The following is a 26,958-nucleotide window of genomic DNA, read 5'->3' on the forward strand; positions in this document are numbered from 1 at the left end:
AAAATCTCTGAAAATTTAACAAAAAGCGAAGTCAAGAAAATAAGCAAAAAAACTGTTAAAAAGAAAGAAGAGATAAATACCGACGAGAATAACGAAAATTTTCCTAACAGGAAAATCCAATCGAGGGTGTTTGAAAATTGCCAAAATTAAGAAAAAAGCCTATCCTCTCCGGTATGAAAGCGAAAAGACTAAATTTCCACAAAGTACTCAACCTATCAAAAACATACATGAACCGGAGAGGACAGGCTGTACTGGTATATTTATATCCTTTTAAAACCAAAAGAGGAAGACCCAAGAAATACCCTGACGAGATAATTCTTACCCTTCTTTTCCTCCAAGTAGCCTGGAACCTATCATTCAGAGACCTTGAATATTTGGCAGTTCAGATATTTGGAAGAGAGAATATTCCTGATTTTTCAACCTATTATTACCGACTCAAGCAACTACCTTCCATTCTCCTTGTAGATTTTCTGAACTTTGTCTCTCGAAGACTCTTAGGGAAGTATCATAAAGAACTAAGATTTCTGATAATAGATGGAACTGGCTTCAAATACAATGAGATTTATCCATTGAAAATTCTAAGAGGCAAAGAGATAAAGGAGGTAAAAAGCCACGTTAAAGTTGTTGTATTAAGCGTTCATCTAAAAGATGGAAAAAGGTTCATTCTTACTGCATTACCTGGAGAGAGTTACGCTTCGGAAGTGAAACTTGGAGAGAAAATAGTTAGGTGGTTAAACGAAAGGGGATTTATATGGAGAGCTTTGAAAGGAAAGCCATTTTTAGGAGACAAAGCTTATGACAGCATTAAGTTTATTGAGCTTGTTCTGTTAGCAGGCTTAAAGCCTTACATAAAGGTGAGAGAAACATTAAGGAAGGGAATTAAATCTGAGATTAGGCTTAAATGCAAAGAGCTTTTAGAATCTGATGAAATTTACAGGTTTAGAGGACTGATAGAGAGTATTTTTGGAGAAGTTAAGCAGGATGTTGGAAGTTACGAGAAAACAAAGAGCTTTCATATAGCTCAACTGTTTGTTTTAGCTAAGTTTATCCTCTTTAACATGGGAGTTTTGTTCTTTGTCTGGATGATTTTTCAAACACTCTCAATCCAATCAGAAATTCAACAGAAAGTTCAGCCTTATACTTTGCAAGATACAACAGAGGAAATAGTCATGGAAGAAAACTTTGCAGATAATTATGAGAAAGAAGCAGGCAATGAAGAAGATAAGGATAAAATTATAAATCCATTGAACGAAACAGTTTCTGATAATTATAACAGTGGCAATAATGGTAGTAATGACTCCCACAACGGCATTGAAAAAGAAGTCGGAATTGATTCTGTCATTGATAAGTACAGATTAATTGTAATTTCGGAAATAAAGAGAAATAGATACTATCCTATTATAGCAAAGAGGATGGAGATAGAGGGAACTGTTACACTTGGATTAACAATAGAAAAAAACGGAAAACTAAAGAAAGTTAGTATTGTTTCCTCTTCTGGATCAAAAATCCTTGATAGAGCAGCAATTAAGACGGCAAAAAAATGTAATTTTCCTCCTTTCCCACCAGAACTTTTAAAAGAAAAGATTGAATTTAAAGTAAAACTCATTTACAGGTTACTTGAAACTGCTGAATAGTTAAAAGAAATTGTGTACGACATAATTTGCTGGGGAATAACTCCAATATGACAACTCATCTCAGGAGGTTACTCTTTTTCTCAAGCTTACGCAAAATATCGTGCACTATCTAAGAGAATGGTAAAGTTTACCCAGTTCTATAGGTGTTTCTAATAAAAAAGAGTTTAATTCAGGGGTATTAGGAAAAGGTATCAAGTTGAGCTTATATATAGCACCTTCGTTTTTCCTTCTTTAAAAAGGCTTAAAGCTTCGTCAACCGTTTGGGTTCCCAATGGTAGTTCGTAAACTACAATCCCTTTTTGCAGGAGTTTCAAGAAAGGTGCTTCGGAAATTTTTTCTATGAGCAAAGCTTCTACTTTCTGTTCTGCAAGGAGATCAGCAGCATTTTTTCCTTCTATACATCCTTCCTTACAACCTCCACACGCGTAAACATTATTTATGAATTTCTTTTCTCCTGTGTCAGTATTGATAATCATAAATCCCGGTGCAGGGCCAAACAGATTTGTTACTCTTATTCTATCTTTTTCAACGGGTATGGCAACTATCATTTAGCCTCCTAAGAAGTTTTGAAAAAAATTAATATCAGTACAACTTTTAATCATTGACATCAATCAAAGTTTTTGAAAGATCTATTTTTGAGAAGTCATCTTTCTTTCGTACTTCCTCTTAAGTTTCTTGTATTTCTCAAGAGCAAGTCTTCTTTGAAGAGGAGAAAGCCTATCTATAAAAACAATTCCATTGAGATGGTCGATTTCATGCTGAAAAGCTCTTGCAAGAAGACCTTCTCCTTCTATGATAAATTCTTCACCTTTTAGATTTTGAGCCTTAACTTTTGCATATGCAGCCCTTTTTACCTTTTTGTAGAGTCCAGGTAGGGAAAGGCATCCTTCCTCTTTTACTTCTTCTCCTTCAAGTGCAACTATCTCAGGATTTATAAGAATAATCTGTTCTTTTCCTTGTTTTTCTTTTCCAGAATGAAGATCTATGACAACAACTTTTTTTAAAATACCTATTTGATTTGCAGCAAGTCCAACACCACCTCTTTTATACATTGTTTCAAACATATCATTTACAAGCTGTTCGAGTTCCTCGTTAAATTCTGTTACTACTTCAGCCTTTTTCTTCAGAACATCATCTGGATAAATGCGTATTTCCCTAATCATCTAAAATCCTCCTTAAGCTCTCTTCTACATCCTCAGGTCTTTTATTTTCAAGGTTAAATATATAGCTATTAGGTATCTTTTCTAAGAGTTTAAAGAAAGTATCAAAGTCAAAAGTTCCATTCCCTACAACTGTATGCTCATCCTTTTTTCCATTATTATCGTGAATGTGAAACTCGAAAATACGACCTTTAAATTTTTCTATCCAAAGTTCTATAGGTTTTTCTGAAAAAAGGTTAAGGTGTCCTATGTCTATACATACTCCTACGTTTTCAGGAAGTTCCTTGAGGAGTCTTTCAAGGTGGTCTGGAACTTCATCGAAGACATTCTCAAGTGCAATTTTACAGGAACTTCTTTCCGCTATGTATCTAAATGTTTCGATGGCAGTTTTTAACCATGTATCATAGATTGGATAAATTTTAGCTGGATGAAAACCAGTATGGAAAACAATAACTTCAGCTTCTAATACTTTTGCGGCAATAAGAGTTTCTTCAAACCTTTTTCTTGTAGCTTCTAAAACGTACCTATCGGTAGCTCCTGGATTTAGATCTAAGAAAGGAGCATGAACCGTTATGGGTTTAGTTTGAGCTAATTTACGCAGTTTCCCGTACTCTTTTAGAGTGAAAGAATCAAGTATCTTAGACGTTAACTGAAGTTCTACTCCAATATCAAGTTCAATTATCTTTCTGACAGTATCAAACCCTTTAAGTAATTCACTTCCCGAAACATGTCCGACAATTTTCATCTCGTCTCCATTCTTTTTTGTAGAATTCAAGTAAAGCTCAAACTATTCCGGAGGATAGATGAAATCAAGAATCATTCTAACTATACCTTTTTTTTTCTCCTCTATTCCTGTTCATGCAGAAAATTCTCCTATTGATTTTAATTTTCAGGGAGAAGCAGGATTTATCATTGGTAACTTTAAGGGAAATTATAAGAGAGAAACAGGATATGAAAAATGGGATGGAAGAAAGAATAATTTTATATATAGATTAGATGTAGAAAATCTCTTTAGATTAAGAAAAGATATAAAGTTTAAGCTTTCAGTAATCTCTGGAAATACAAAAGCTCCTTATGTTTCTCTTTTTTCATCTAGGGAAGATAAGCTATTTGACAACAGTATAAGAACTTTTAATATAAAAGAGCTCTACTTTAAAAAAGAGCATTTTATTTTCAATAATTTAACTCTAACTGCTGGAAAACAGCTATTTAGCTTTTCTCCGCTTCTATCTGATTATCTTTGGGGAGGTAAATTTACTTATAGACTGAGTGATTCTTTATCTCTTGTTTGGAATCAAATTGCAGGATATGAAGGAAAGTATCTTTTATTTAACAATGAAGAAGAAGACGACATAGATGCTTTTGGTCCTTCTCTTAAGTTAAAAAGAGACTTTTATGATTTAAACTTTTCTTTTTTAAAAATTTCTGATGCAAGAGGAACTAGTAAAGGTATAAACAAGAATGTCTTTTTAGGAATGCTATCTTATCAGTTGAATAGAAATTCATCATTTTTCCTTTCTGGAGCAATTGAAAATGGAAAACCAGCTATATATTCAAGCTTTAACTATGATAACTTTAGATTTTCTGCTGGTTATAGCAATAAAAACTTTACATCTTACGGTTTTAAAGAAGGAATAAGAGAAATCGGCTTTCTCTATCGACCTTCCTTTTCAGATATTCAATTTCTAAAAGTATCTTATGCCTTTTCTCTTAGTGAGTTTGATTTTAAAATCTACGGACTTCATTTAAAAGATACTGCTGGCAAACTAATAGGTAACGAGATTGGTGGAGAAATTGATTATCCTTTCTTCAATGGAGCTTTATTTCTCCAAACAGCCATCGGAAAAGATGGAGCATACTCTTTTTATAGCGGCTATAGATGGGATATTTCCTCAATTCGCCATAAATATAATAGTTTCAACTTAGATGTAAAAAACTACTTTAATATAGTGGGAGAGTATGGAGACTTTTCCCAAAAAATTTATAGATTACAAAATGGTTATGAAGAATGGGAAGGAGCGAAACACGTTGGATTTTGGCACTCAACTTACAAATTAACACTAAAATCTGATAATCTAAAAGTAAAAATCTCAACGGGAAAAGACTCGAAAGTTGATTATGTTATCTGGGGAAACACTGCTGACAACTTCTTGTACAGTAAAACTCACAGGAAGCTTTGGCACTTTGAAGAATTGAGTTATAAGAAAAATGATTTAACTTTAGGTCTTCAAGGTTTAACTATTTTAGGTTTCATTTCAGAAAATCTTACAGGTATTTCTTTTAACCGAGAGCTCTCTGGAGGTTACTTTTTTGAACAAAATGGAAAAACATTAGAAGGAAGTACTAACTTTCACTATTTATATTTATCAGTTCCATATAAAAGTTTCGAATTTTCTTACCTTTATAGGACTAATAAAAGAGAATTCAATTCAGTCTATGCACTTAGCTATAAAAACAAATTTACAAAGCTTGGATATTTAAAAGAGTATGGAACAGAAACTAATAATAGCTGGGGAGAATTCTTTTCTATAAAAACAAAAATTTATGGAAATAAGATTTATGGTCTTTATAGGATTTACTCAAAAACTTTTCGCACCTTTGGTCTAAAGGAATATTTTAGAAATGATGGTTATATCTATAGACCTAGTGAAAGCAACGTTCGATTTGCCAAATTAACTGTTTCAAGAAAATTAAAGATTGGACTAAAACAAATCGATAGGCTAAAACCGGAAATTAAGTTTCTTTACGATAGACTCTCACAATTTTCAGGCAGTTACGTAGGTGAAGAAGGAGGAATTATTATATCGTTAAAGTCTGGAAATTTTTGCAAACTTTCTTTAATCGGTACAATAGGAAATAATAATTCTTATTACGAAGGCTTAAGGTTTGATTTGAAGTGGTAACAAAAAAAGGGGGATAAATCCCCCTAACCATTTATTTGCCTTTCTTTGTCTTGGCTATTGAAACCTCTCCAGTTTCAGAATCATACTCAATTCTTGGAAATAGAATACCACCTTTTTCAAGCTCTGTTCCTGGCTTTATTCCACCCCAATCTTCAAATTCAGAAATTCTTAAGCTTTCAGCTTTTTTACCAAGTTTTAGCATCTCAGCCATCTTTTCAGCAGAAGAAGGCATATAAGGATATACAAACGCAGTTATGAACCTTAATGCTTCGACCATGTTGTAGAGAACTCTATCAAGTTCCTCTTTTCCTTCTTTATTTAAACTCCAAGGAGCTCTCCTATCGATATAAAAGTTTACAAATGAAACAAACTGCCAAATTTCTTCAAGAGCTCTTGTGAGTTCTGCTTTCGGAATGAGCTCCTTTAGTCTTGCAGCGGTTGCAATAGCTTTGTTTTTCAACTCAACATCTAATTCGTCTTCTGCTCCCTTTGGCTCAGGAACAATACTTTTTCTGTACTTTTTGAGCATTGAAAGAGTTCTATTAAAAAGATTTCCAAGGTCGTTTGCTAACTCTCCGTTTATCCTTCCAACAAGCTTTTCATACGTAAAATCACCGTCCAGTCCAAAAGAAACTTCCCTAAATAAGAAGAACCTTACCTGATCAACGCCAAATTTTTCAATAATTTCAAACGGATTAGCAACATTCCCTTTGGATTTGCTCATCTTTTCACCGTTAACAGTCCACCAACCATGAGCAAAAACTCTTTTTGGAATTTCAAGTCCAGCAGACATTAAGAAAGCAGGCCAATAAACGGTATGGAATCTGAGAATATCCTTTCCAACAAGATGGAGGTCAGCAGGCCAATAATGGTTTACCTTATCCATATTATCAGGATAACCAACTGCCGTTAAGTAGTTAGTAAGCGCATCAAACCAAACATAGATAACATGTTTTTCGTTAATAGGAACGGGAATTCCCCAGGTAAAACTCGTTCTGCTTATTGATAAATCCTTAAGTCCCTGTTTAACAAAGTTAATTACCTCGTTTCTTCTAAATTCAGGAGCTATAAAGTCTGGATTTTCTTCATAAAACTCTAAAAGTCTATCTTGATACTTGCTAAGCCTAAAGAAATAACTTTCCTCTTTGACTCTTACAACTTCTCTTTTACACATAGGACAGTACTTTCCTTCTAAGAGCTCTTTCTCGGTATGATAGGTTTCACACGGAATACAGTACCATCCTTCGTACTCTCCAAGATATATATCTCCATTTTCGTAACATTTCTTAAAGATGTATTGAACAGCTTTTATGTGTTCAGGGTCTGTTGTTCTTATAAAGTGGTCATAGGAGATGTTAAGTTTTTCCCAGAGCTCTTTAAATTTTGGAACCAAAGTATCAACAAACTCTTTTGGAGTCATTCCTCTTTTTTCAGCAGCTTGTTGTATTTTTTGACCATGTTCATCAGTTCCTGTAAGAAAGAAAACATCTCTTCCAAGAAACCTATTAAATCTTGCAACAATGTCTGCGGCAGTTGTTGTATATGCATGCCCTAAATGAGGGATATCATTTACGTAGTAAATAGGAGTTGTAACATAAAATTTTTCCACACTAAACCTCCTTGATTTTGATGACTAAATTATAATCCTTGTAAATAAAGCCAAACGCAAAAGGGGAATGCACATGGAAACATTATATGAAAAGATAAAAGGAGCTACCTTAGGAGCTGCTATTGGAGATGCACTTGGAACTTTAGTAGAAGAAATGGATAGGGATACTGTAAAAAAAGCTTATGGAGGAGCAATCATAGGATTTACAGAACCATCTCCTTTATCAGTCTGTCCTTATCTTAAAAAAGGACAGTACTCCCATGAAACGCAAATCTTTCTTTTAGCTTTAGAAGTTTTTGCTGAAAAAGGACGATTTGATGAAGAGCTCTATATAAACAAACTAATAGAATGGGTAAAAGATGAGAAATCTCACAGATATCCTGCAGGTTCTCACATAAATGCAGCTCTTGCCTATGCTAGTGGAGCAGATGGAGCTGAAGCTCGAGTAAAAAGTGCAGATATTGACGGAGCAATTCCAGCCCTTGCAGCAGGAATTTTTAGATGGGATAGTAGTTACGAGTCTTACGAAGAGGGAGCAAAAATAGCTTCTATAACTCACAACGACGAAACTCTTATAGACACAGCAGGAGTTTTAGCAGTTGCAGCTTCAGAAGTTATTGGAGGAAGAGTAATTTTAAGCACAAAAGAAGACAGAATAGGTTTTGTTGAAGTTCTTAGAAGCTTTGCTCAAACAGAAATAGTAAGAGCATATCTTGACATGGTTACTCAGGTAATTCTAAAGGGAATTGAAAGCATAGACGATTTAATAGTGTTGCTTGGAAACGGAAGTTTCGCTCCAGAAGCTTTTTCTATAGCACTTTTTATAGCTATGGAAAATAATAATAGCTATAGAAAAGGCGTTCTTAAAGCAGTTAATTCTTATGGTGATTTTGGTGGGGATACAGATGCTATAGCTTTTATTACTGGTGGTCTTATAGGCGGATATTTAGGAGTTTCAGCTATTCCTCAAGATTGGTTAAATTGTTTAGAAAACAGCAATTATTTTGATTTAATACTAAGAAAACTCATGGATAAATTTTAAAGTTTTCATTGTAAAAATATGATAGAATGAAATAGTCTTATTAATTTATTTTGGAGGTTAAAATGAAAAGGCTTCTAACCGCTGCTACAGTTATCTTTCTTATATCAAGCTGTTCTCACTCTAATCACTCAGACAACGTTTCCAATAAGGAAGAAAAGGTTTGTACTTCAGAAACACCACTTGCTAAGGTTGACGGAAAAACAATAACTGTTGCTTACTATAAAGGTATTGAAGATACAATTCCTGAGTGGGTTATTAATAGATATTACTCTGGCGAAGAAGGAAAAGAAAACTTATTGAAGAAAATAATTGATAGACAACTGATACTTTTATCTGCTCAAGATGAAGGAATTTTTGAAAAACCAAACGTAAAGAAGAGGATAGAAAGCTTCAAAATAAGGCAACTTGCCTATAGATATTTGAACTCTCAAGTTGGAGAAGTAAAAGTTTCAGACGAAGAAGTTAAAAAAGCTATAGAAAAATATTATAAAGGGAAAAAAGTCACTCCAGAACTTGAGAAAGCAGTTAGGATAAATCTTGAGGCTCAAAAGTTTCAGTCAAAGAGAAACGAAATTCTAAAGAATATAGAAAATAAAATTGAGTTTAAAGAGAAGAAGAGTTACAAGCCAAACGATGTTGTTGCCACTTATAATGGAATAACCATTTACTATAAGGATATAGAACCTATTATTCCTAAAAACATGCCAAAAGAAAGACTTAAAGAAGCAGTTACATACTATGTTCTTTCAAAATTGGCACAAAAAGAAGGAATTGATAAAAAGACAGATTTCCAGCTAACTTATAATAGATTACTTGAGGATCTTGCTGTAAAAGACTTCGAGAAAAAAATCTTATCAAAAGTTAAAGTCACTGATAAAGAAATTAAAGAATACTACGAAAAGCATAAATCTGAGCTTAAAACTCCCGAAAGAGCAGACATAGAAGTTTTTGAGTTTTCAGATGAAAATAAGGCTAAAAAAGCTCTTTTGGATATCGAAAAAGGAAAATCTCCAAAAGAAGTAATACCTAAGAATGTTTATTCTACCGGTAAAGAATGGAAGGTAACATCTGCTGATATTGACAGAAATCCTGTTTCTGCTCTCGTTTTTAAAGAAAAGAATAAAAATGTCAACGTTCTTGTAATGCCAGATGGAAGAGCTCTTTTAATAGTTGTTAAGAAAAGATATCCAGCAGGAACTCTTCCTTATGGTGATGCTTACTCTCAAATTAAGAGAATGCTTACGTCTGAAAAAGCAAGAAAGTTAGCTGAGAAGGAAATTGAAAAACTTAAAGAAAAGTATGGTGTAAAGATATTCAAAGAAAATCTTAAATGTGTTGAGTAAGCCTTGAAGGCTTACTCTCCTTTCAAAATTCCAATAAGAGGTTCTTCTAATAGAAAAGAAATTTTCTCTTTAAAAGTTTTGAAATCTACGTTTTTTAGGTCTTCAAAGAATTTATTGTAGTAATCAGCATCTCTCATAACAGTTAAAGCATAACCAATAGCGTCAGCTTCTGCTTCTCCACTTTCTCTACCAAATATCTCTCCTTTAAAAAGTTTCGCTTTTGCAAACTCAAACTCATCTTCCGAAACAGAAACAATTTTTTCCACTAATTTTTTAACAGCTTTTTTGCTTTCTTCTACTTTATCTGTTATTACTACTATGGAAAAGTTTGAACCAAATAAAAGATTTTGATAATTTGAATATGCTGCATAAGCTATACCTGTTTCTCTCAACTCTTGATAGAGAATACTGCTTCTTCCTGAAGAAAGAAGAGAGTCAAGTATTTCAAAGTAGACATCTTCTCTACTACATGGAGGTAATCTCCAGCCAAAAATAAGATTCGGAACTGCAACTGCTGGATGACAAACCTCAAAAGTTTCTGCAGTTACCCTAGCTTCTTCAATCTCTGGTTCAACTACTATAGAATCTCTTTGAATCTTTCCAAAATTTTTTTCAACAATTTCAAAAATTTTTTCTGTGTTTACCTTTCCTGCTATTGAAACAGTTATCCTTTCGGGAGTGTAGAACTTTTCATAAAAAGTTTTAAAATCATTAATCGAAAATGAACTAACAGTCTCCTTAAAACCTAAAATTGGATATCTATAAGGAGCTCTTTTATAAAGTTTTTCCATAAATGTTTCTAAAAATATTTCTTGAGGATTATCTTTACTTCTTGCAATCTCCTCAAGAACTATTGGTCTTTCTTTCTCAAGCATTTCATTATTAAAGAGAGGGTGTAGAACGAGCTCTGAAATTAGTTCAACAGCCTTTTCTCCATGTTCGTAAGGAAGATTTATGTAGTAATAAGTATAATCGTAGGAAGTTGCAGCATTAATTTCTCCGCCTAAGAGCTCTACTTCTTTATCAATGTAACCTGGAGGAAAGTTTTCTGTTCCGTTAAACATCATATGTTCTAAAAAATGAGCAATTCCTCTTGTTTTGTCATCTTCGAAAGCTGCTCCTGTTCTTATCCAAACACTAACAGTTACAGAATTAAGATCTTTTCTTTCCCTGATAGCGCATGTAACACCATTATCTAGTTTTCTAATTAACATCTTTCCTACCCTTTTCTTTAAACTTAACAACTTAACGTTGAAATTTTAAGAAATTTCATGATCATATCTTTTTTCTTTTAATTTTATGTACCTCTTCTTCGGAAAATACTCCCATAGTGTAAAGTCTAATTTTATGACTGCGAGGAAATTCCCTTTTAAGAATCTTTTTAAAAAGTCTTTTTAGTTCCTTGAAAGTACTTTTAAACTCACCTTGGTAAAAACCATTTTCAATTATTCTGTATAGGTCTTCTTCTTCTCTAATCAACAATACACTTCTATTTCTTTTATAAGTTCTAATATCCAAGTAATGACCAATAGGAAGTTTTTTTGCTCTTTCCATTAAAGTTTTTATAAAGACACTTTTATCAATCATCTCTTTACCTTTTATTTAATCATGTTAATTCAAGTTCGTTTATAGGGTGGTTTTAAATCTACAGTAACGTCTATTTCAATATTACGAATAAAATGCCGTCCTTTGCGAGTTACATTATAATAAGTATGATTTCTATGTTTAGTAACTTTATTTTTACGGTCAATACGATATTCTACTATTCTTCCTGAAACACGTTCAAGATAACCTAATTGTTCTAATTTCTTGATATGTTTTCGAATAATATCAAAATCTTCTTGTAATCGTTGACATAACTTCTTAATATACGCTGGTCCAACTTTATAAATGTAGTACAGAATTTTTATATCTAATTCGTCTAATATTCTCTTGCTTTTCTTTTTATCAGACATGCTTACTCCTTAAAAGTTTCAATTACTATGTTTCTATCTTCTGATTTTAAAAACTAACATTCAATCTTTTAAACTTCGAAATAAACTTTTAAGTCTTGAGCTATACATATTTTTTATATCTTCTTCTACATCTTCCAATGGTTTAATCGCCACCAAATCCATAACTTCCTCTGGTGATAATTTAGATTTGTACATAGTATCTACTGTACCTTTAATTGTGTTCAATATCGCATCTTCTGCTTCTTGCTCACTCAATCCAAATGATTTAGCAAGTTTATGTAGGTGATATAGTTGAAACCAAAAATAAGTTGGACCTACTGCAGTTAAGACCGTATACGCTTCTAGTTTTTCTTCGGAAACTTCAGGACATGCTCCTAGAATACTAAATAAAGAAAGTAGCTCAATCTTTTCCTCTTTTGTAAAGAACGGAGAAAAACATACAGGATTATACCCTTCATTTATTATGGAGGGAGCATTAGGTACCATACGGACTATTTCCTTAATCCCATTAAGACTTTTGGATATCTTTGCTATGCTAATTTTGGGTACAAGAGAAACAACTATTGAGTCTGGATTTAAATAATCTTTTATTTCTTTGAAAACTTCATCAGCTACTTTGAGAGGAAGAGCAATAAAAACGATTTCTTTTGAGGCTGGCTGACTATTATCATTAAAAGACACACTTATTTCAGGAAATTTTTCTTTTAACTCATTCAATGTTTTTATATCTATATCACTTACAACAGTTCCTTCATGAATTTTATAACCTCCTTTTCTCAGTCCTTCTAAAATAATTCGAGTAATTCTTCCTCCTCCAATAAATCCCATTGTTTTCTTCACCATTACATCACTCCTTCTATATCTTTAAGAGAAAATTCGGAAAGATGCTAAATATCTAAAAAAGAGGCGGAGTATGCACAATAAAAAGTTTAAGAGGTATAGAACCTGTGCTACGCACTCCGTGTTTTTCTCCAGGAGGAATTAGGACATAGTCCCCAGCATCGATCTCCTGCCATTCTCCATTAATGTAAACTTCACCTTTTCCTTCAAGTACATAGATGGAATCTGCTTGAGTCTCATGAATATGAATAGGGATTTCCACCCCAGGTTCTATAGCAAGCATAGAAACACTGAGTCGTGGATCTTTCTTTCCATCAATGAGAAGTGCAAAGCCTACGCCCTCAAACTTGGGATGAGGTTCAAATTTGATTTCCTTTTTCTTGTAAAAGAAAGCCATAATATCCCTCCTTATAATTTTTAAAGTATCTGTATTTAATTATAGTGCTATAGTACTAGGAAATAGAAAAAGGAAATTTTCACAATCAGAATAGATAAATAAGTTTTAGTGATAAACCTAGAGAGCTATATAATTTTTTTTAAAAAATATTGAGGAAAATAGATGAAAGCTGTTGTTCTTGGAAAAGGAAAAAGCGGAAAGGCTGCAGCAGAGCTCCTTGAAAAAAAAGGTTACAAAGTTATTCTATATGACGATAAAGAACCTACTAAACTTCCAGACTTTCCAGATCTTGTAGTTAAATCTCCAGGAATCCCATCTTACCATTCGGTCGTTGTTTCATACAAGAAAAAAGGTATTGAAGTGATTGGAGAAATTGAACTTGCCTATCGTTACTTTAAAGGAAAGATTATTTCTATAACTGGAACAAATGGAAAAAGTACAACTACAGCTTTAATTTATCAAGTTCTTAAAGAAGCTGGTTACAAAACTTTCATAGGTGGTAATTTTGGAATACCTTTTTCCTCTTTTGCTGAGGAAACAACTGACGACTCAATAACAGTCCTGGAACTTTCAAGTTTTCAAATTGAAGATTTGAAAGATTTTCGTTCTTCCATTTCTATTATCCTCAATATAACACCTGATCACATGAACAGGTATAAAAGCTTTGAAGAATACGTAAAAGCAAAGTTAAAGCTTTTAGGCCATTCTGAGTTTTGTATTTTAAATCAAGATGATCCAGTCTTAAGAAATTTAAATAGAGAAAACTTTTTCTTTTTTAGTAGAAAAAGGAAAGCAGATGCCTTTTTTGAAAAGGGAAAAATCTTTTGCAAGGATTTTAAAATAGAAGTAGAATTATTGCCTCTAAAAGGGATTCACAATGTAGAAAACTACATGGGAGCTCTCTTAGCTCTTAAAAAGCTAAAACTTTCAAACGAAAAAATTTTAAACGGATTTAAAACTTTTTATGGACTTCCACATCGGACAGAGCTCGTTGCTGAAATCAACGGTATAAAGTTTATAAACGATTCAAAGTCTACAAATGTTGACTCTCTAAAAAAAGCACTTGAAAGCTACGAAGATATTATCCTTATAGCCGGTGGAAGTGATAAAGGACTGGATTTTTCTTCTTTACGAAAACTTGTCAGAGAAAGAGTAAAAGGGATAGTTGCAATTGGAGAAACTGCAGAACAATTTAAAAAGACTTTTTCTGATATTGTTGATGTAAGAATAAGTGATAATATCTTTCAAGCGGTTAAAACTGCTTATAAACTTGCATCTTCTGGCGATGTAGTTTTGCTTTCCCCAGGATGTGCTAGTTTTGATATGTTTAAAAACTTTGAGGATAGAGGTGAAAAATTTAGAGAAGCTGTAAAACTTTTGGAGGAAAAGATTGCAGGATAATAGAAAATTAGCTTTTACAATATTCTTTATTTCAATTATCTTATCTCTTGCTGGTATTTTATTTGTCTATACAGGTAGTTACTTTTACTGTGTAAAACGTGGAATTGCTCCTTATTCTTATGCTTTAAAACAAGGAATTGCTTTTATTATGGGAGTAACAATTTCTTTCCTAATATATAAGTACTTTGACTATAGAAATTTAGCAAATAAAAAATCTTTATGGATTTTGTATGGAATTGCTAATTTTCTTCTTATCACTGTTCTTTTGTTTGGTAAAGAGATAAATAACTCCAAAAGTTGGATAATCATTGGAGGCTTTTCAATACAACCTGCCGAAATAGCAAAAGTTTTAGTAATTCTCTTTGTTTCTGGCTACATAAAATACAAGTGGTATGAGATTCAAAATTCTTTAAAGATATTCATAGGCTTTATTTTTCTTTCCTTTTTCCCGGTTTTTCTCATTCTTCTTGAAAAAGACTTAGGTTCAGCTATGATTCTTTCAATTGTTATTTTTGCTATTTTATTTATTACTGGTCTTAATCTTCGTTACATTTTACTTCCAACACTGCTTGGTACAGTTATGTTTACTATTGCAGTTATTACGGCTCCTTACAGAGTAGCAAGAATAAAAATGCTTTTTGACCCAGCTCAGTACTTTCACGCTTCAGGAAAGTACAATAGTTATCAATTAGTTCAAGCCTTTGTAGCTTTTGCAAAAGGTGGATTAACAGGAATGGGAATTGGTCAAGGAGAACAATCAAAACTTCTCTTTTTGACCTTTTCCTTCAGTGACTTTATGTATGCCCACATTGCAGAAGAAACAGGCCTTATAGGTGCAATTTTAGTTCTTTTTGCTTTTTTGACTATACTTTACTTGGGAATTTCTATAGCAGATAGAACTGATGAAAAGTCAGGAAAATTTATGGCACTTGGGCTCACTCTTTATATTTTTCTTCAGGGAATAGTCCATATGGGAGTTAACCTGGGTCTTATCCCAACTACTGGAATAACTCTTCCTTTTATGAGTCTTGGAGGAACCTCTTTAATTTCAATGTTTATGGCTGTAGGATTTCTTATGAGTATTGCAAAATCTTTACCAAAAGAAGAAAAGATAAACCTTAGAATAATGGAAAAGGGGAAGTACGCTTGAAAGTTCTTTTAGGAGGCGGAGGTACTGGAGGACACCTTTTTCCGTGTCTTGCAGTTGCAGAAAAATTGTTAGAACTTGGACATGAAGTTTTCTACATCGGAACTGTAAATGGTATTGAAGGAAGGAAAAGAGAACTTTTGCCAGAAAAATATAAGCTTCTTAACGTTAAAGGAGTTAGAGGAAAAGGAATTAAAAGCATTTTTAATGTTTTTATAACTTTCAAGGCCGTACAAGGAGCTCTCAAAATAGTAAGAGAATTTAAACCAGACAAAGTTGTTCTCTTTGGTGGTTACGTTTCTTTTCCCTTAGGAATCTCTGCCAAAATAACAGGAACTCCACTTATTCTTCAAGAACAAAACAGCATTCCTGGTAGAACAAACAAACTACTTTCTATATTCTCAGAGAAAGTTCTCATCGGATATAAGAGTGCAGAAAAGTTCTTTGGGAAAAAAGCAGTTTTTACCGGAAATCCTACAAGAAAAGAAATTGTCTTAGCAGCAGAAAATAAGGAAACGATAAAGAAGGAGATACTAGAAGAATTAGGACTTAATTCCTATAAAAAAACTCTTTTAGTAGTTGGAGGAAGTCAGGGAGCTCTTTGGCTCAACGAAATTATGAAAAAAACAGTACCTTTTATTTCAAAATACTCTGATAAACTGCAAGTTGTTCATATTACAGGTGAAGGTAAATCTTTGGAACTTCAGTCTATTTATGAAAAAGCCGGTATTACTGCAAGAGTTTTTCCGTTTTTTGAAAAGATTTGGAAGCTTTATGTAGTAGCAGATGGAGCAATTTCAAGATCGGGAGCTCTTGCAGTTTCTGAAATTTCACTCTTTGGCATACCAACCTTATTTGTACCTTTTCCTTACGCAGTTGATGATCATCAGTACTACAATGCTAAGGAACTACAAGAAAGAGGTGGTTGTATACTGAAAAGACAAGAAGAGCTTACTCCAGACTCTCTCTCAAAAATAATAGAAAATCTTCTCTTTGATATAATCATTTCAAAGAAGCTTTCTGAAAACATAAAAAAATTTGGAGTCAGAGATTCTACTGAAAAAATAGTTAAAGAGATACTGAAAGATGGATAGGACAAAAAGGACTATAGAAGCAGCAATTTTTCTATCTCAAGAACCTGTCGCACTAGAGAAACTCTCAGAAAAGTTGGGACTGGAGATAAAAGAGGTAGAAAGAGTTATCGAAGAGCTTCTAGAAGAGTACAAAAGTAGAGGTATTATCCTTAGAAAAGTTGCAGGGGGATACAAATTTTTCACAGCTCCTGACCTTTCAGATTTTCTTAAGCCTTTTATAGAAGACAAACCTGTTAAACTGTCAAGACATCTACTTGAAGTTTTAGCAATTATTGCTTACAAGCAACCTATAACAAAGAAGGAAATAGCACAGATAAGGGGACAAAACCCAGATGGTGCTATTAAATCTCTTCTTGAAAAAGGATTAATTGAAGTTGCAGGAAGATCAGATTCTCCAGGAAGACCTAAGCTTTACAGAACCACTAAAGAATTTCTTTATCATTTTGGTCTTGAAAGCATAGATGATCTTCCTGAAATTAGCTTAGAGGAAGTTTTAGATGAACAGAGCTACTGAAGCTGTTGATATTCTCTACGAAGATGAGGAATTAGCCGTTTATGGTAATAGACTTCTTTCTGCGATAGAAAATTTTCTTTATCAACTGGATGAAGTTCTTCCTCCTTTCATTGATTCTGATTTCTTTATCGAGTTAATTGATAAAATCAGAAATAGACTCTTAGATGGAGACAAAAACTTTGAAAAAAGATTATTGGAGGGAAAAATGGGAGTAGTTACCGTAACTTATGAACTTGGTTCTTTGGGATTGGATGTAGCAAAAGCTATTGGTGAAAAGTTAGGATACAGAGTTATTTTCAGCGAAATTTTATCTGAAGCAGCACAAAGACTCAACGTTCCAGAATGGAAAGTTGAGGAATTTAACGAATTTGAATATGTTTCTTCAAAACTATCTCTTTTTGACCTTTTCCAGCTTGATAGGAGTTTTATAGATTTTGGAGCTATCTTAGGAGAAAAAGGAAAAGAGAGAATTACTTTTGAAGAGTTTAGAGAAGCTCTTGCAAAGTCTATTGTAGCCTTTGCTGTTTCAAATAATGTCGTAATTGTAGGACACGCGGCAGCTTGTATTCTTAAAGAATATCCAAATTGCCTTCACATAAAAGTAGAAGCTCCGTTTGAGGATAGAGCAAAAGTTTATGCTGAAAAAGTAGGTATCTCTATTGATGAGGCAGAAAAGCAACTAAAGAAAATAGATGAAAAAGAAAAGGCATTTTACAAGGATATCTGTGATGCTGATGTTTCAAAAATTGAACTATTTCATCTTAAGCTGAATACCTCAAAACTTACAGTTGAAAAAGCAACAGAAATAGCACTTAAAGCTTTTGAATTGGTTGTAGAAGAATAATTAAGGGGATTAAGTAAATGGTTAAGGTAACCTATTGTGATGCTCTCATAGTCGTTGATGTTCAAAAAGATTTTCTTCCAGGAGGAGCTCTACCTGTTCCAGAAGGTGATAAAGTTATTGGACCGCTGAATAGATACATAGAGCTTTTTGTTTCTAAAGGTCAACCTATTTTTGCAACTCGGGATTGGCATCCTGAAAACCACATTTCTTTCAAGGAAAACGGAGGTCTTTGGCCAAAACACTGTGTACAATGGAGTGAGGGAGCTTGCTTTGCAAAAGAGCTTAATCTTCCACCCGATACTTTCATAATAAACAAAGGAGATAGACCAGAACTTGAAGCGTATTCAGGTTTTCAAGGAACACTTCTTGACACCTTACTACGAGAAAGAGGAATAAAAAGAGTATTTATTGGTGGATTAGCAACAGACTACTGTGTAAAGAACACTGTTTTAGGAGCTTTAAACTTAGGATATGTTGTTTTCTTTTTAGAAGATGCATCAAGAGGAGTTGATGTGACCTTAGGAGACAGTAAAAGAGCAAAAGAAGAAATGTTAGAAAAAGGAGCAATTGCTTTAAAGTTTGAAGATTTAAAATAAAAGAACTTACCCCTTTCGGGGTAAGCCTTTATTCTTCCTCTTTTAAGCTTTCTAAAAGTTTTGATATATCAATATCAAGGTCTTCTACTGTTTCTTGACTACTAAAAGGAGTAGCTATTGAAGAAGTAGAAGACCTTTCAGTAAAACCAGTACTGGAAAATCTTATAGGTCTTCCCTTTTCGTCAAAACCTGTAGCAATTACGGTAACTTCTATCGAACCTTCTAAGGATTCATCTATACTTACACCAAAGTAAAAGTTAGTGTCATCCCTCTTAGCTCTTTCCTTGATAAGTCCAGCAGCTGCATATGCTTCATCAAGAGTAAGGTCTAATCCACCTGTAATGTTTACTAAAATCTTGCTTGCACCTTCAACCTGAACATTTTCAAGCAGAGGATTATCAATAGCTTTTCTTGCAGCAGTGAGAGCTCTATCTTCTCCACTTGCTTCACCTGTACCCATAAGAGCATAACCACCACTGCGCATCACAGACTTAACATCTGCAAAATCAAGATTTATAAGTCCAGGTTTTGTAATAACCTCTGTTATACCTTTAACAGCTTGATAAAGAACATTGTCTGCAAGCTTAAAAGCCTCTATTATGCTTAAACCTTTTGGAGCTACTGTAATAAGTTTCTGATTTGGCACTACCATAAGAGTATCTACAAATTCCTTTAGCCTTCTAATTCCAGCTTCTGCAAACTCGTGTCTCTTTCTCCCTTCAAAGTCAAAAGGCCTTGTTACTACTCCTACTGTCAATATTCCCATATCTTTTGCAATCTTTGCAACTATTGGAGCTGCACCTGTTCCTGTTCCACCGCCCATTCCTGCTGTAATAAAAACCATGTCTGAACCTTCAAGAATTTCTCTTATCTTTGGTTCATCTTCAAGAGCCGATTGCTCCCCAATTTCTGGCTTTCCACCAGCTCCTAAACCTTTTGTAAGTTTTTCTCCAATTTGAACCTTTATAGGTACTTGTAGCTTAGAAAGAACCTGAACATCTGTATTTACTGCTACAAAATCTACACCTTCAATTCCTCTTTCGAACATTCTTGCAACGGCGTTTCCTCCACCGCCTCCGACGCCTATAACCTTTATTACTGGACCTTGAAAGGTCTCATCTGCTATATCAAACATTACTCCTCCCAATTTTCATAGAATTTGAAACTAGTTTCATTAAATCTAACTTTTGAAAAGTTAAATCTAATCTTTAAAAAGTTAAATGTCATTTCTTAAATATCCTGTATGACGTTCAAAGAGTCAGATTCTTTAAATTTTATGGAAATTCCAAGAGTACGAGGTATTCCCTTTGACTACCAGATGTATTAAAATGTAGTTAAATTACCACATAACTGGTAGTCAAAAGGACTCAACCCTGCTTAAAAGCGAACTACTACCCGCTATCCCCCTGCATTCGCAGAGAGACTCGCAGGATACTTTGTAGAGAAAATCTGTCAACTTAAATCTAATCGGATTACAGAGCTTAATAAACAAAAGTTTCAAGTCCTTAATCAGTCTTGGGGAGTTCTCTCCCACTCTGATTATGTTGTATGCTCCTACACAGTCAGCATTGAAAATCTTGTCTAAAACTTTGTCTTTTAAAACTCCTCTGCGTCTCCTAACAGCTTGCGTAAGTTTTTTAAGCTTGATGAGGAGTTCTTTAAGTAAATCCTTATCCCCTTCTTCTTTCGCTTTTAGATATTCTTTCCCTATTCTTTTGACCTCAAATATGTCTGCAAAGGGTGAGGTCTTTGAGGTAAATGGTTCTTCTATTTCAAAAACCTTTATCCCTAATTCTTCCGCTTTGTATTTGATAAGTTCTATTAGTCTCCTGAACGGAATTGATACAAAAATGCTGGTTGTTTTTCTTTCCAAGATTCACTCCGTCCTTACTCTCTGTCGCTCCTTTCCCTATGTAGAGCTTTTTGTGGTCAGTAGCTTTTAGAACGTCAACTACCTTCCTGCTTATCTTGTGAAAGTCGTTGTCTATTTTCCTCTTTCTGTATGCCGATAGTTCTTTGAGTCTTATAAGTTTTTCTGTAATTAACTGTTTTAAGCTTTCTCCTTCTTTTTCATCTTCTACTTGCGAAAGCTTGTTCCTGATGGTGTCTATTTCCGATTGGAGTTTGCTCTTTTCTTTGTTATACCACTGGTTGAATGCTTTTATCTCTTTTCCCGAAACTATAAAGCTCTTAAGGTCTTTGTTTGTTGAAAGGAGTGTTATCAGGTTGTTGAGTCCCAAGTCTATACCTGCTACGTGCTTTCCTGTCTTTTCTACTTTCGGAAGTTCTGCTTTGTAAACAACATCTGCATAAACGTCTGTTCCAAAAAGTTTCAGTCTTATACTCTTGACTTCAAAGTCAAAGTCTTTGGGTAGTTTTACTTTCAGAAATTCTTTGTTGTTGATTCTTAAGCTTATCAGGATGCTGTCCTCTAAACGTTTAAACGTGTTTACGTTGAGTTCTACCGAAAAGTTCATCAAATACTTTAGCTTCTTCGGTTTTGGAGATCTGGGAGTCCCTTTGAATTTTTTCGGACTTTTTAGATACTCTTTGTATGCTTTCCTGTAGCTTTTGAAACTTTTCACTACGTCTCTTATAACCTGCTGAAGAATGTAATTGTTGTCGGTTTTCTTTTTCTGCTCTTTTAGAGCTTTTAAGAATCTCGTAAGTTCTTCATCTTTTAAGATGTTTTCTTTAACCTCTCTAAAACTTTTGAGTTTTTCTTCTTTCTTAGAGGAATATTCTCCTTCTTTTATGAGTCCGTAGAGGATTGACTGGTCAGTCGGATAGTATCCGTAAAGCTCTTTGTATCTCCTGATAAGAAGTATTAAGAGGTTTTTAAAGTGAGCAAGGTCAAGTAGGAGTTTCCTGACCTTTTCTTTCCTCTCTTTTCCCGATATTCTAATGTTCAAAACTCTATTTGATTGCATCTTCTAAAACCTTTCTGATTTTCCTTCGGTTGCTGTAAAACTTCATTGAAAATGAATGTAGAAGGGTAATTATCTCTTCAATTATCTCTTCTGTGTCGTTCTTCTCATTGGTGTAGTTGTTAATTACAACAATTTCCGTTCCGTAACGCTTGAACAGGTTCTCAAAAAAGTTAAATCCTGTTCTCATAAGTCTATCCTTAAACGTTATCACCACCTTAGCTATGCGGTAGGAGAGAATTTCGTTAAGTAGAAGATGAAAATCTTTTCTCTTGTCAAAGTTTAAAGCACTTGCAATATCTTTATAAACCCCGTCTATCTTCCACCCTCTTGCTATACAGAAATTTTTTGCTACTTCTATTTGGTTGATTAAATCCTGCTTCTGTTTAGGAGTTGACACTCTTGCGTAAATAACTGTTTTCCTTTCTACTGATTTTCCACTCTTTTCAAGGAGATACTTGTAAACACTTTCAGGGTCAAACTCATAGTGTCCATTGGGAAGTCTTTCAGCTTTCAAAATTCCTTCTTTTCTCAAGTTCCTAAGGGTTGACCTTGAAATCCGTAGTATTTCCATTACTTCCCTTGCTTTCATACCCTGAAATATAGTATTTCTGATACATATTGTCAAGTGTAGCTAAAAATTGATGGTTATATTCCTAATGTTGAGCCTAAAGAATTTAACAATTTTGTTGTCTAATTAGCAAGGTCAAAGTAACGATTTTTGAGGATACCTTCTGCATAGTAGATTTCAGCAACAGCTCGTCTATAAGCTGATAAAGCTGCTACATAGTTACTTCTTGCCTGATTTAGAGCAGTTTGAGTGTCAAGGAGCTCTGATATAGTTGCAAGTCCATTCTTGTATCGTTTCTCAACAATTCTAAGAGATTCTTGGGCTTCCTTTATTGCTTCTTCCGCTAATTCGACTCTTTTTTTTGCTTCCTGGAATCTAAAGTATGCCTTTGAAACCTCAAACTCTATTCCCTTTTTTGCTTTTTCTATGTATTCTTTAATTTTAAGTTGGGAAATTCTTGACTTTCTCAATTTTTCAAATTTAATACCACCATCAAAAATATTTAGAGACGCTTGCACTCCAAAGACCCAACTGGAATTTTCTTTATTCCAAGGAGCTTTATCACTTGCTATGAAATAATCGCCAAAAGCTCCAATACGTGGTGAAAAATCAGACCTAGCAAGTCTTTCCATATCTTTGGCTTGAGAAAGTTTCACTCTTAACTCTTTAAGTTCAGGTCTATTCCTTAAAGCAGTTTTTATAAGATCACTAAGGTTAAACTGAAAATTTTTAAAGGTAAGATCCTCGTTAACTTCTATTTGATGAGATATTGGTAATCCTATTGCTAAGTTTAGAGCTCTCTTTGCTATTTCATAATTACTTTTTGCTTTTACCAAGTTTTCTTCCATTTCTTTAAGATAAACTTTTGCTCTAAGATAATCTGACTTTAGACCAAGTCCTGATCTATAAGTAACTTCAGCATCTTTTAAACGTTTTTCAGCATCTTTCACTGCAAGTTGAGCTGTCTCAACAAAAGCTTTTGCTGTCAAAAGATTGTAGTAAGCGTTAACAACATCAAAAATAACTTTCTCGATATCCTTTTTTAGCTGCTTTTTAGTTGCTTCTACTTCTTTCTTTTTAAGATCTGTGTTTATTCTTAGCTTTCCACCAAACCATATAGGAACAGTTGCTCTTACTCCCGTTTTAAAAAGCTGAGATTTACCAGGATCGTTAAAGTTTGTGCTTACCATGTTTAAATCATGAACTTCCATTCTGTTCATTATGGCATAAGGAGGATCAGTTGTCTTATTGTATTCTGAATAGAGATCAATAGTTGGAAGAAGATGAAGTTTAGAAATTTTCAAATTAGATTCTTTCTCTTTTAGTTCATATCTTTTTGCAAGAATAAGATTGTTCTTTTTAAGTGCTGTTTCTATAGCCTTCTCAAGGGTAATTCCATAAGCACTGCTTGTTAAAAGCAGAAAAAAAGCAACTAACTTCGATTTCATAACTAACCCCTTTAATTCAAATATTGTAATTAATTTATTAAAAATTCAGTTTACATGTCAAGAAAGCTTTACAAGTTTCAAGTTACCAAAAACCACGAATTTTCCATTTACTAATCCTATAGTTCCCTCAATATCAGATATAGACCTACATCTCTTTACAAACTCTTCTTCCGTTTTACTATTTCCAAGAAACGTAGCAACACAATCTGAAAGTATAGGATCAGTAGATAAAACAGTTGCAATCTGAGTATATCCCAAACTTAAAGAATGTCCTATTTTACTTGAAGAACTACAGAGTCCCCATTCCCCTGGAGGAATTTCTATTCCAAGTTTTCCATCTATATTAGGATTTCCAGTTAAGATAGCTGAAACTATAGGTTCAGAACTTGAAATAAAGACATCTCCACCATTTTCAACTATAAACTGTGATATTCCTAAGGACTTTAGCCTTTTGCCTACGAACTTGTTAACCGCACCAGCTACTCCTGCCATAGGACCGACACCCACTTTCGCTGATGCAACAGCCATCTCTTTTACTATTGAAGGAGCTAAAAGATCTACCTTAAGAGGTTTTAATGATTTCAAAAACTTGGGAAATCTTTCACTGTAAGATAAAATTTGACTTCTTAATGAAATTAAATAATCGGTAAGAATTTCCTTAAGAAACTTCAAATCAGCAACTTCTTTCTTAGGAATAGAAACCCAAATATCACTTTCTCCAGCTACGAGTTCAAAAGAAAGAAATTCTTTCTTCCTTATTAGCTTTCGGTAAAAACGCTTTTCTGGCTTCGGTTTTTTTATCATTACATCTCTTTTATTAGCTTTGTAATTTCAATAGATCTTTTGTAAGCCTCTTCTATTGCTTTCATAAAAGCATAGCGAGTTCTATTTTCTTCAAGAGCTGAAAGTCCCGCAATTGTGGTACCTGCAGGTGACGTAACTTTATCCTTTAAAACTTCTGGATGTTCCCCTAACTTTACCATAATAGCAGAACCAATTATGGTTTCAATTGCTAATTTAAGTGCAACCTCTCTTGGAAGTCCAACCTTTACTCCTCCATCAGATAATGCCTCTATCATAAGAAAAATAAATGCTGGACCACTTCCAGAAAGAGCTGTTACTCCATCAAAAAGTTTTTCATCCACACTGACAACTTCAGAACAGCTAGAGAGAAGACTTTCTACAAGTTTCAAATCTTCATCAAGAAGTCTAAAATTATGACATAATGCAGTTATTCCTTTTCTTACCTTTATAAGAATGTTTGGCATTATTCTTACAATTTTTTTGTCATTCCCTATTAATTCTTCTATCTTTTTTATTGGATATCCCGCAGCCATTGAAACGATTATTTGAGTAGGTGAAATGGTTTCTGCTATTTCTCTTAAAATAGAGGTCATTATTTGAGGTTTAACTGCAAGAAAAATAATATCAGAATTTACAGACACCTGAATGTTATTACTAAAAGTTTTAATACCATATTTTTCTTCTAAGTACTTAAGCCTTTTTCTATTTATGTCAGAAACAAAAACTTGATTCGGTAGAAGAAATTCTCCATTAATAAAAGCATCAATAAAAGCTTCAGCCATGTTTCCACCACCTATAAAACCTACCCTTGCATTCATCTGTTTTTCCTCCTAATTTTTCTATCAAACAATTATAATTGACTTTATAAAATGCCCGGGTGGCGGAACTGGCAGACGCGAGGGACTCAAAATCCCTTGCCCTTGCGGGCGTGCGGGTTCGATTCCCGCCCCGGGCACCAATGTTTTTAGAACTTCTCCAATGTCTAACATAAACCCTCTAATTAAGAAAATTGGTTTGCTGCTTGATGATTTGTTAAAATTACAGTTCTAAATAAATTTTTATAAGGAAAAAGATGGATAATATAGATCTTAGTAAACCCGTTGAAATTGCAGAAAATACCTACTGGGTAGGTAGTTACATTCAAGATGATTTCTTTCAATGTCATTCTTACCTAATTAAAAATGGCAAGGAGTCAATTCTTATTGATCCTGGTTCTTTAATAACATTTGAAGAAACTTTGAAAAAACTGAAATACTTAATAAATCTAGATGATATAAAATACATTGTTTGTCATCATCAAGATCCTGATTTAGTATCTGCACTTCCGGAAATAGAAAAAGTTTTTCCAGATAGAGAAAGATACATAATTACGCACTGGAGAACATATTTTCTCCTTAGACACTACAACTTATTAACTCCTTTTTATCTTGTTGATCAGCACGAGTTTAAATTAGAATTAGAAAACGGAAAAGAATTAAAGTTTATTCTTACCCCTTACATGCACTATGCAGGAAATATTGTAACTTATGATCCTGAAACAAAAGTACTTTTTTCCAGTGATATATTTGGTGGATGGATTGAAAAAAATTGGTCTCTTTTTGCAAAGGGAGAAGAATATATAGAAGCTATTAAAACTTTTCATGAAACATACATGCCTTGTAAAAAAATAATCCTACACAGTATAGAAAAATTGAAAAAACTAGATATTGAAGTCATTGCTCCTCAGCATGGTTCAATAATTAAGGGAAAAGATTTTATAAAAAAGATAATGTTAGCTGTTGAAAACTTTGAATATGGAAAAATGATAGAAGCAGAAAAACTTGAATCTTTTAGAGCTAAGGAACACAAAAGACACATTCTTTCAATAATAAAGGAGTTAACTATAAAGGAACTTTTTATGTCAAAAATTCTTCGCATTGTCGAAAGACAAATATCTTCCGTTTTACCCGTTAAAAACATCATTGCTATTCTAAAGACTAATGGTCACTTTTATGTCTACTCTAAAGAATCAAACTATATTCCGAGAAAGTTAGACAAACTAAAATTTGATAAAGATAACTTCTTTATTTTTGAAAATGGTAATACAAAAATATTCATAGAACCTAGAAACTCTTTCTCTTTAAGTGAGGAAGATAGAGAATTTTTGAATTCTATTGCTTCTCTTATTGTTCATGTAGCTAAAAGAGAGAAATGGTTGTTATCTATCCAGGAAAAGAAAAAATTATTAAAAGATAAGGCTTATAAAGATATTCTTACAGATTTATATAGAAGGGAATTAGTTAAAGAATTAATTGAAAAAGAGTTTCATCGTTCAAAAAGATATGGATATCACTTTTCTGTTCTAATGATTGATATCGATGATTTCAAGAAGATTAATGATACTTATGGACATCTGCTAGGAGACAAAGTTTTAAAGAAAGTTGCGGAAATAATCAAAAACGAACTTAGAAAAAGTGATATACCCATTAGATATGGAGGCGAGGAATTTCTAATTATTCTTCCACACACCAATTTAGAAGCTGCAAGAAAAATAGCGGATCGAATCAGAAAAGCTGTAGAGAAAACAGAAATTGATGGAATCAAGACAAGTGTAAGTATAGGAGTTGCAGATAATTCTTTATCTCGTAAACTGGAAGACATTATAAAAAAAGCAGATCAAGCGCTTTATACTGCTAAAAGAATGGGGAAAAACAAAGTAGTAGTAGCAACCACTTGACAGAAAAGTTTTA

General features: G+C 33.5%; 27 protein-coding genes, 1 tRNA gene and 1 pseudogene. 13 read left to right on the forward strand and 16 right to left on the reverse strand.

Going from position 1 to position 26,958, the window contains the following annotated elements; genetic code table 11:
- Positions 1-137 precede the first annotated feature (137 nt).
- A pseudogene (locus DESTER_RS08370) lies at positions 138-1,100 on the forward strand (IS5 family transposase); the annotation flags it as partial.
- A gap of 69 nt (positions 1,101-1,169) precedes the next feature.
- Positions 1,170-1,634, forward strand: a complete 465-nt coding sequence (locus DESTER_RS08475) for an energy transducer TonB (RefSeq protein WP_274530073.1) — start codon at positions 1,170-1,172, stop codon at positions 1,632-1,634.
- Positions 1,635-1,825: 191 nt separating this feature from the next.
- Here DESTER_RS08475 and DESTER_RS02370 read toward each other — a convergent pair whose 3' ends face one another.
- From DESTER_RS02370 to DESTER_RS02380, 3 genes are all read right to left on the reverse strand, one after another.
- The gene (locus DESTER_RS02370; RefSeq protein ID WP_013638074.1) at positions 1,826-2,182 is read right to left on the reverse strand and encodes a NifB/NifX family molybdenum-iron cluster-binding protein; all 357 of its coding nucleotides are present in this window, start codon (positions 2,180-2,182) and stop codon (positions 1,826-1,828) included.
- Positions 2,183-2,263: 81 nt separating this feature from the next.
- Complete coding sequence (gene def / locus DESTER_RS02375; protein ID WP_013638075.1) at positions 2,264-2,797, reverse strand: peptide deformylase; 534 nt, start codon at positions 2,795-2,797, stop codon at positions 2,264-2,266.
- A complete protein-coding gene (locus tag DESTER_RS02380; RefSeq protein ID WP_013638076.1) occupies positions 2,790-3,539 on the reverse strand; it encodes a sugar phosphate isomerase/epimerase family protein in 750 nt (249 codons plus the stop codon). The genes def and DESTER_RS02380 overlap by 8 nt, the downstream gene beginning before the upstream one ends.
- 58 nt (positions 3,540-3,597) lie before the next feature.
- On the opposite strand from DESTER_RS02380, the gene DESTER_RS02385 reads away from it, so the two are divergent.
- Positions 3,598-5,697 carry a hypothetical protein gene (locus DESTER_RS02385; protein ID WP_013638077.1) on the forward strand — a complete coding sequence of 700 codons (2,100 nt, stop codon included), beginning with the start codon at positions 3,598-3,600 and terminating at the stop codon, positions 5,695-5,697.
- Positions 5,698-5,728: 31 nt separating this feature from the next.
- Here DESTER_RS02385 and metG read toward each other — a convergent pair whose 3' ends face one another.
- Complete coding sequence (gene metG, locus DESTER_RS02390; RefSeq protein WP_013638078.1) at positions 5,729-7,306, reverse strand: methionine--tRNA ligase; 1,578 nt, start codon at positions 7,304-7,306, stop codon at positions 5,729-5,731.
- 73 nt (positions 7,307-7,379) lie between these two features.
- On the opposite strand from metG, the gene DESTER_RS02395 reads away from it, so the two are divergent.
- Positions 7,380-8,348 carry an ADP-ribosylglycohydrolase family protein gene (locus DESTER_RS02395; protein ID WP_013638079.1) on the forward strand — a complete coding sequence of 323 codons (969 nt, stop codon included), beginning with the start codon at positions 7,380-7,382 and terminating at the stop codon, positions 8,346-8,348.
- Positions 8,349-8,410: 62 nt separating this feature from the next.
- Complete coding sequence (locus DESTER_RS02400) at positions 8,411-9,691, forward strand: peptidyl-prolyl cis-trans isomerase (protein WP_013638080.1); 1,281 nt, start codon at positions 8,411-8,413, stop codon at positions 9,689-9,691.
- An 11-nt stretch (positions 9,692-9,702) separates the two neighbouring features.
- On the opposite strand, the gene DESTER_RS02405 is transcribed toward DESTER_RS02400, so the two are convergent.
- From DESTER_RS02405 to DESTER_RS02425, 5 genes are all read right to left on the reverse strand, one after another.
- On the reverse strand, positions 9,703-10,905 hold the full coding sequence (locus DESTER_RS02405; protein WP_013638081.1) for a M16 family metallopeptidase: 1,203 nt from the start codon (positions 10,903-10,905) through the stop codon (positions 9,703-9,705).
- A gap of 61 nt (positions 10,906-10,966) precedes the next feature.
- On the reverse strand, positions 10,967-11,278 hold the full coding sequence (locus DESTER_RS02410) for a hypothetical protein (protein ID WP_013638082.1): 312 nt from the start codon (positions 11,276-11,278) through the stop codon (positions 10,967-10,969).
- Between the two features lie 29 nt (positions 11,279-11,307).
- Complete coding sequence (locus DESTER_RS02415) at positions 11,308-11,646, reverse strand: DUF2250 domain-containing protein (RefSeq protein ID WP_013638083.1); 339 nt, start codon at positions 11,644-11,646, stop codon at positions 11,308-11,310.
- 60 nt (positions 11,647-11,706) lie between these two features.
- Positions 11,707-12,489 (reverse strand): pyrroline-5-carboxylate reductase family protein, encoded by a 783-nt coding sequence (locus tag DESTER_RS02420; RefSeq protein WP_013638084.1) that lies wholly within the window; start codon positions 12,487-12,489, stop codon positions 11,707-11,709.
- Positions 12,490-12,541: 52 nt separating this feature from the next.
- Positions 12,542-12,883 (reverse strand): cupin domain-containing protein, encoded by a 342-nt coding sequence (locus DESTER_RS02425; protein ID WP_013638085.1) that lies wholly within the window; start codon positions 12,881-12,883, stop codon positions 12,542-12,544.
- 162 nt (positions 12,884-13,045) lie between these two features.
- Here DESTER_RS02425 and murD point away from each other — a divergent pair, with 162 nt between their 5' ends.
- Genes murD through DESTER_RS02455 form a run of 6 tightly spaced genes read left to right on the forward strand, consistent with a single transcriptional unit; the run spans position 13,046 to position 18,479 of the window.
- Entirely contained in the window at positions 13,046-14,284 is a 1,239-nt protein-coding gene (murD, locus tag DESTER_RS02430; RefSeq protein ID WP_013638086.1) for a UDP-N-acetylmuramoyl-L-alanine--D-glutamate ligase, read from the forward strand.
- Positions 14,274-15,434, forward strand: a complete 1,161-nt coding sequence (locus tag DESTER_RS02435; protein ID WP_013638087.1) for an FtsW/RodA/SpoVE family cell cycle protein — start codon at positions 14,274-14,276, stop codon at positions 15,432-15,434. The genes murD and DESTER_RS02435 overlap by 11 nt, the downstream gene beginning before the upstream one ends.
- Positions 15,431-16,525 (forward strand): undecaprenyldiphospho-muramoylpentapeptide beta-N-acetylglucosaminyltransferase, encoded by a 1,095-nt coding sequence (gene murG, locus DESTER_RS02440; RefSeq protein ID WP_013638088.1) that lies wholly within the window; start codon positions 15,431-15,433, stop codon positions 16,523-16,525. The genes DESTER_RS02435 and murG overlap by 4 nt, the downstream gene beginning before the upstream one ends.
- The gene (scpB, locus tag DESTER_RS02445; RefSeq protein WP_013638089.1) at positions 16,518-17,039 is read left to right on the forward strand and encodes an SMC-Scp complex subunit ScpB; all 522 of its coding nucleotides are present in this window, start codon (positions 16,518-16,520) and stop codon (positions 17,037-17,039) included. The genes murG and scpB overlap by 8 nt, the downstream gene beginning before the upstream one ends.
- Positions 17,023-17,883 carry a cytidylate kinase-like family protein gene (locus tag DESTER_RS02450; protein WP_013638090.1) on the forward strand — a complete coding sequence of 287 codons (861 nt, stop codon included), beginning with the start codon at positions 17,023-17,025 and terminating at the stop codon, positions 17,881-17,883. Before scpB ends, DESTER_RS02450 begins: the two co-directional genes overlap by 17 nt.
- A 17-nt stretch (positions 17,884-17,900) precedes the next feature.
- Entirely contained in the window at positions 17,901-18,479 is a 579-nt protein-coding gene (locus tag DESTER_RS02455) for a nicotinamidase (RefSeq protein WP_013638091.1), read from the forward strand.
- Positions 18,480-18,507: 28 nt separating this feature from the next.
- On the opposite strand, the gene ftsZ is transcribed toward DESTER_RS02455, so the two are convergent.
- The 7 genes from ftsZ to proC all read right to left on the reverse strand — a co-directional run bounded on the left by ftsZ (position 18,508) and on the right by proC (position 25,047).
- Complete coding sequence (gene ftsZ, locus DESTER_RS02460) at positions 18,508-19,614, reverse strand: cell division protein FtsZ (protein WP_013638092.1); 1,107 nt, start codon at positions 19,612-19,614, stop codon at positions 18,508-18,510.
- Between the two features lie 222 nt (positions 19,615-19,836).
- Positions 19,837-20,352: a transposase gene (locus DESTER_RS08380; protein ID WP_244829553.1), complete on the reverse strand. Its 516-nt coding sequence runs from the start codon at positions 20,350-20,352 to the stop codon at positions 19,837-19,839.
- Positions 20,252-21,409: a transposase gene (locus DESTER_RS02465; protein ID WP_244829555.1), complete on the reverse strand. Its 1,158-nt coding sequence runs from the start codon at positions 21,407-21,409 to the stop codon at positions 20,252-20,254. Before DESTER_RS02465 ends, DESTER_RS08380 begins: the two co-directional genes overlap by 101 nt.
- Entirely contained in the window at positions 21,396-21,998 is a 603-nt protein-coding gene (locus DESTER_RS02470) for an IS607 family transposase (protein WP_013638093.1), read from the reverse strand. Before DESTER_RS02470 ends, DESTER_RS02465 begins: the two co-directional genes overlap by 14 nt.
- A 101-nt stretch (positions 21,999-22,099) precedes the next feature.
- Positions 22,100-23,425 carry a TolC family protein gene (locus DESTER_RS02475; RefSeq protein WP_013638094.1) on the reverse strand — a complete coding sequence of 442 codons (1,326 nt, stop codon included), beginning with the start codon at positions 23,423-23,425 and terminating at the stop codon, positions 22,100-22,102.
- Positions 23,426-23,482: 57 nt separating this feature from the next.
- A complete protein-coding gene (locus DESTER_RS02480) occupies positions 23,483-24,229 on the reverse strand; it encodes a UPF0280 family protein (protein ID WP_013638095.1) in 747 nt (248 codons plus the stop codon).
- A complete protein-coding gene (gene proC / locus DESTER_RS02485; RefSeq protein ID WP_013638096.1) occupies positions 24,229-25,047 on the reverse strand; it encodes a pyrroline-5-carboxylate reductase in 819 nt (272 codons plus the stop codon). Before proC ends, DESTER_RS02480 begins: the two co-directional genes overlap by 1 nt.
- A gap of 53 nt (positions 25,048-25,100) precedes the next feature.
- Here proC and DESTER_RS02490 point away from each other — a divergent pair.
- Positions 25,101-25,187: transfer RNA gene (locus tag DESTER_RS02490), tRNA-Leu, on the forward strand.
- A gap of 114 nt (positions 25,188-25,301) precedes the next feature.
- Positions 25,302-26,945, forward strand: a complete 1,644-nt coding sequence (locus DESTER_RS02495; RefSeq protein WP_013638097.1) for an oxygen-binding di-iron domain-containing protein — start codon at positions 25,302-25,304, stop codon at positions 26,943-26,945.
- Positions 26,946-26,958: the final 13 nt, after the last annotated feature.

Source organism: Desulfurobacterium thermolithotrophum DSM 11699 (assembly GCF_000191045.1).
Taxonomy (GTDB): Bacteria; Aquificota; Aquificia; order Desulfurobacteriales; family Desulfurobacteriaceae; genus Desulfurobacterium; species Desulfurobacterium thermolithotrophum.

Excerpts from the sequence above, each read along its gene's own strand:
- DESTER_RS02370 (WP_013638074.1), bottom strand. The coding sequence starts at position 2,182 with ATGATAGTTGCCATACCCGTTGAAAAAGATAGAATAAGAGTAACAAAT.
- DESTER_RS02480 (WP_013638095.1), bottom strand. The coding sequence starts at position 24,229 with ATGATAAAAAAACCGAAGCCAGAAAAGCGTTTTTACCGAAAGCTAATA.
- DESTER_RS02395 (WP_013638079.1), top strand. The coding sequence starts at position 7,380 with ATGGAAACATTATATGAAAAGATAAAAGGAGCTACCTTAGGAGCTGCT.
- DESTER_RS02450 (WP_013638090.1), top strand. The coding sequence starts at position 17,023 with ATGAACAGAGCTACTGAAGCTGTTGATATTCTCTACGAAGATGAGGAA.
- scpB (WP_013638089.1), top strand. The coding sequence starts at position 16,518 with ATGGATAGGACAAAAAGGACTATAGAAGCAGCAATTTTTCTATCTCAA.
- DESTER_RS02495 (WP_013638097.1), top strand. The coding sequence starts at position 25,302 with ATGGATAATATAGATCTTAGTAAACCCGTTGAAATTGCAGAAAATACC.
- DESTER_RS02380 (WP_013638076.1), bottom strand. The coding sequence starts at position 3,539 with ATGAAAATTGTCGGACATGTTTCGGGAAGTGAATTACTTAAAGGGTTT.
- DESTER_RS02465 (WP_244829555.1), bottom strand. The coding sequence starts at position 21,409 with ATGCAATCAAATAGAGTTTTGAACATTAGAATATCGGGAAAAGAGAGG.
- DESTER_RS02470 (WP_013638093.1), bottom strand. The coding sequence starts at position 21,998 with ATGAAAGCAAGGGAAGTAATGGAAATACTACGGATTTCAAGGTCAACC.
- proC (WP_013638096.1), bottom strand. The coding sequence starts at position 25,047 with ATGAATGCAAGGGTAGGTTTTATAGGTGGTGGAAACATGGCTGAAGCT.
- murD (WP_013638086.1), top strand. The coding sequence starts at position 13,046 with ATGAAAGCTGTTGTTCTTGGAAAAGGAAAAAGCGGAAAGGCTGCAGCA.
- ftsZ (WP_013638092.1), bottom strand. The coding sequence starts at position 19,614 with ATGTTTGATATAGCAGATGAGACCTTTCAAGGTCCAGTAATAAAGGTT.
- DESTER_RS08475 (WP_274530073.1), top strand. The coding sequence starts at position 1,170 with ATGGAAGAAAACTTTGCAGATAATTATGAGAAAGAAGCAGGCAATGAA.
- DESTER_RS02425 (WP_013638085.1), bottom strand. The coding sequence starts at position 12,883 with ATGGCTTTCTTTTACAAGAAAAAGGAAATCAAATTTGAACCTCATCCC.
- DESTER_RS02455 (WP_013638091.1), top strand. The coding sequence starts at position 17,901 with ATGGTTAAGGTAACCTATTGTGATGCTCTCATAGTCGTTGATGTTCAA.
- DESTER_RS02405 (WP_013638081.1), bottom strand. The coding sequence starts at position 10,905 with ATGTTAATTAGAAAACTAGATAATGGTGTTACATGCGCTATCAGGGAA.
- DESTER_RS02385 (WP_013638077.1), top strand. The coding sequence starts at position 3,598 with ATGAAATCAAGAATCATTCTAACTATACCTTTTTTTTTCTCCTCTATT.
- DESTER_RS02420 (WP_013638084.1), bottom strand. The coding sequence starts at position 12,489 with ATGGTGAAGAAAACAATGGGATTTATTGGAGGAGGAAGAATTACTCGA.
- DESTER_RS02400 (WP_013638080.1), top strand. The coding sequence starts at position 8,411 with ATGAAAAGGCTTCTAACCGCTGCTACAGTTATCTTTCTTATATCAAGC.
- DESTER_RS02415 (WP_013638083.1), bottom strand. The coding sequence starts at position 11,646 with ATGTCTGATAAAAAGAAAAGCAAGAGAATATTAGACGAATTAGATATA.
- DESTER_RS02475 (WP_013638094.1), bottom strand. The coding sequence starts at position 23,425 with ATGAAATCGAAGTTAGTTGCTTTTTTTCTGCTTTTAACAAGCAGTGCT.
- def (WP_013638075.1), bottom strand. The coding sequence starts at position 2,797 with ATGATTAGGGAAATACGCATTTATCCAGATGATGTTCTGAAGAAAAAG.
- DESTER_RS02410 (WP_013638082.1), bottom strand. The coding sequence starts at position 11,278 with ATGATTGATAAAAGTGTCTTTATAAAAACTTTAATGGAAAGAGCAAAA.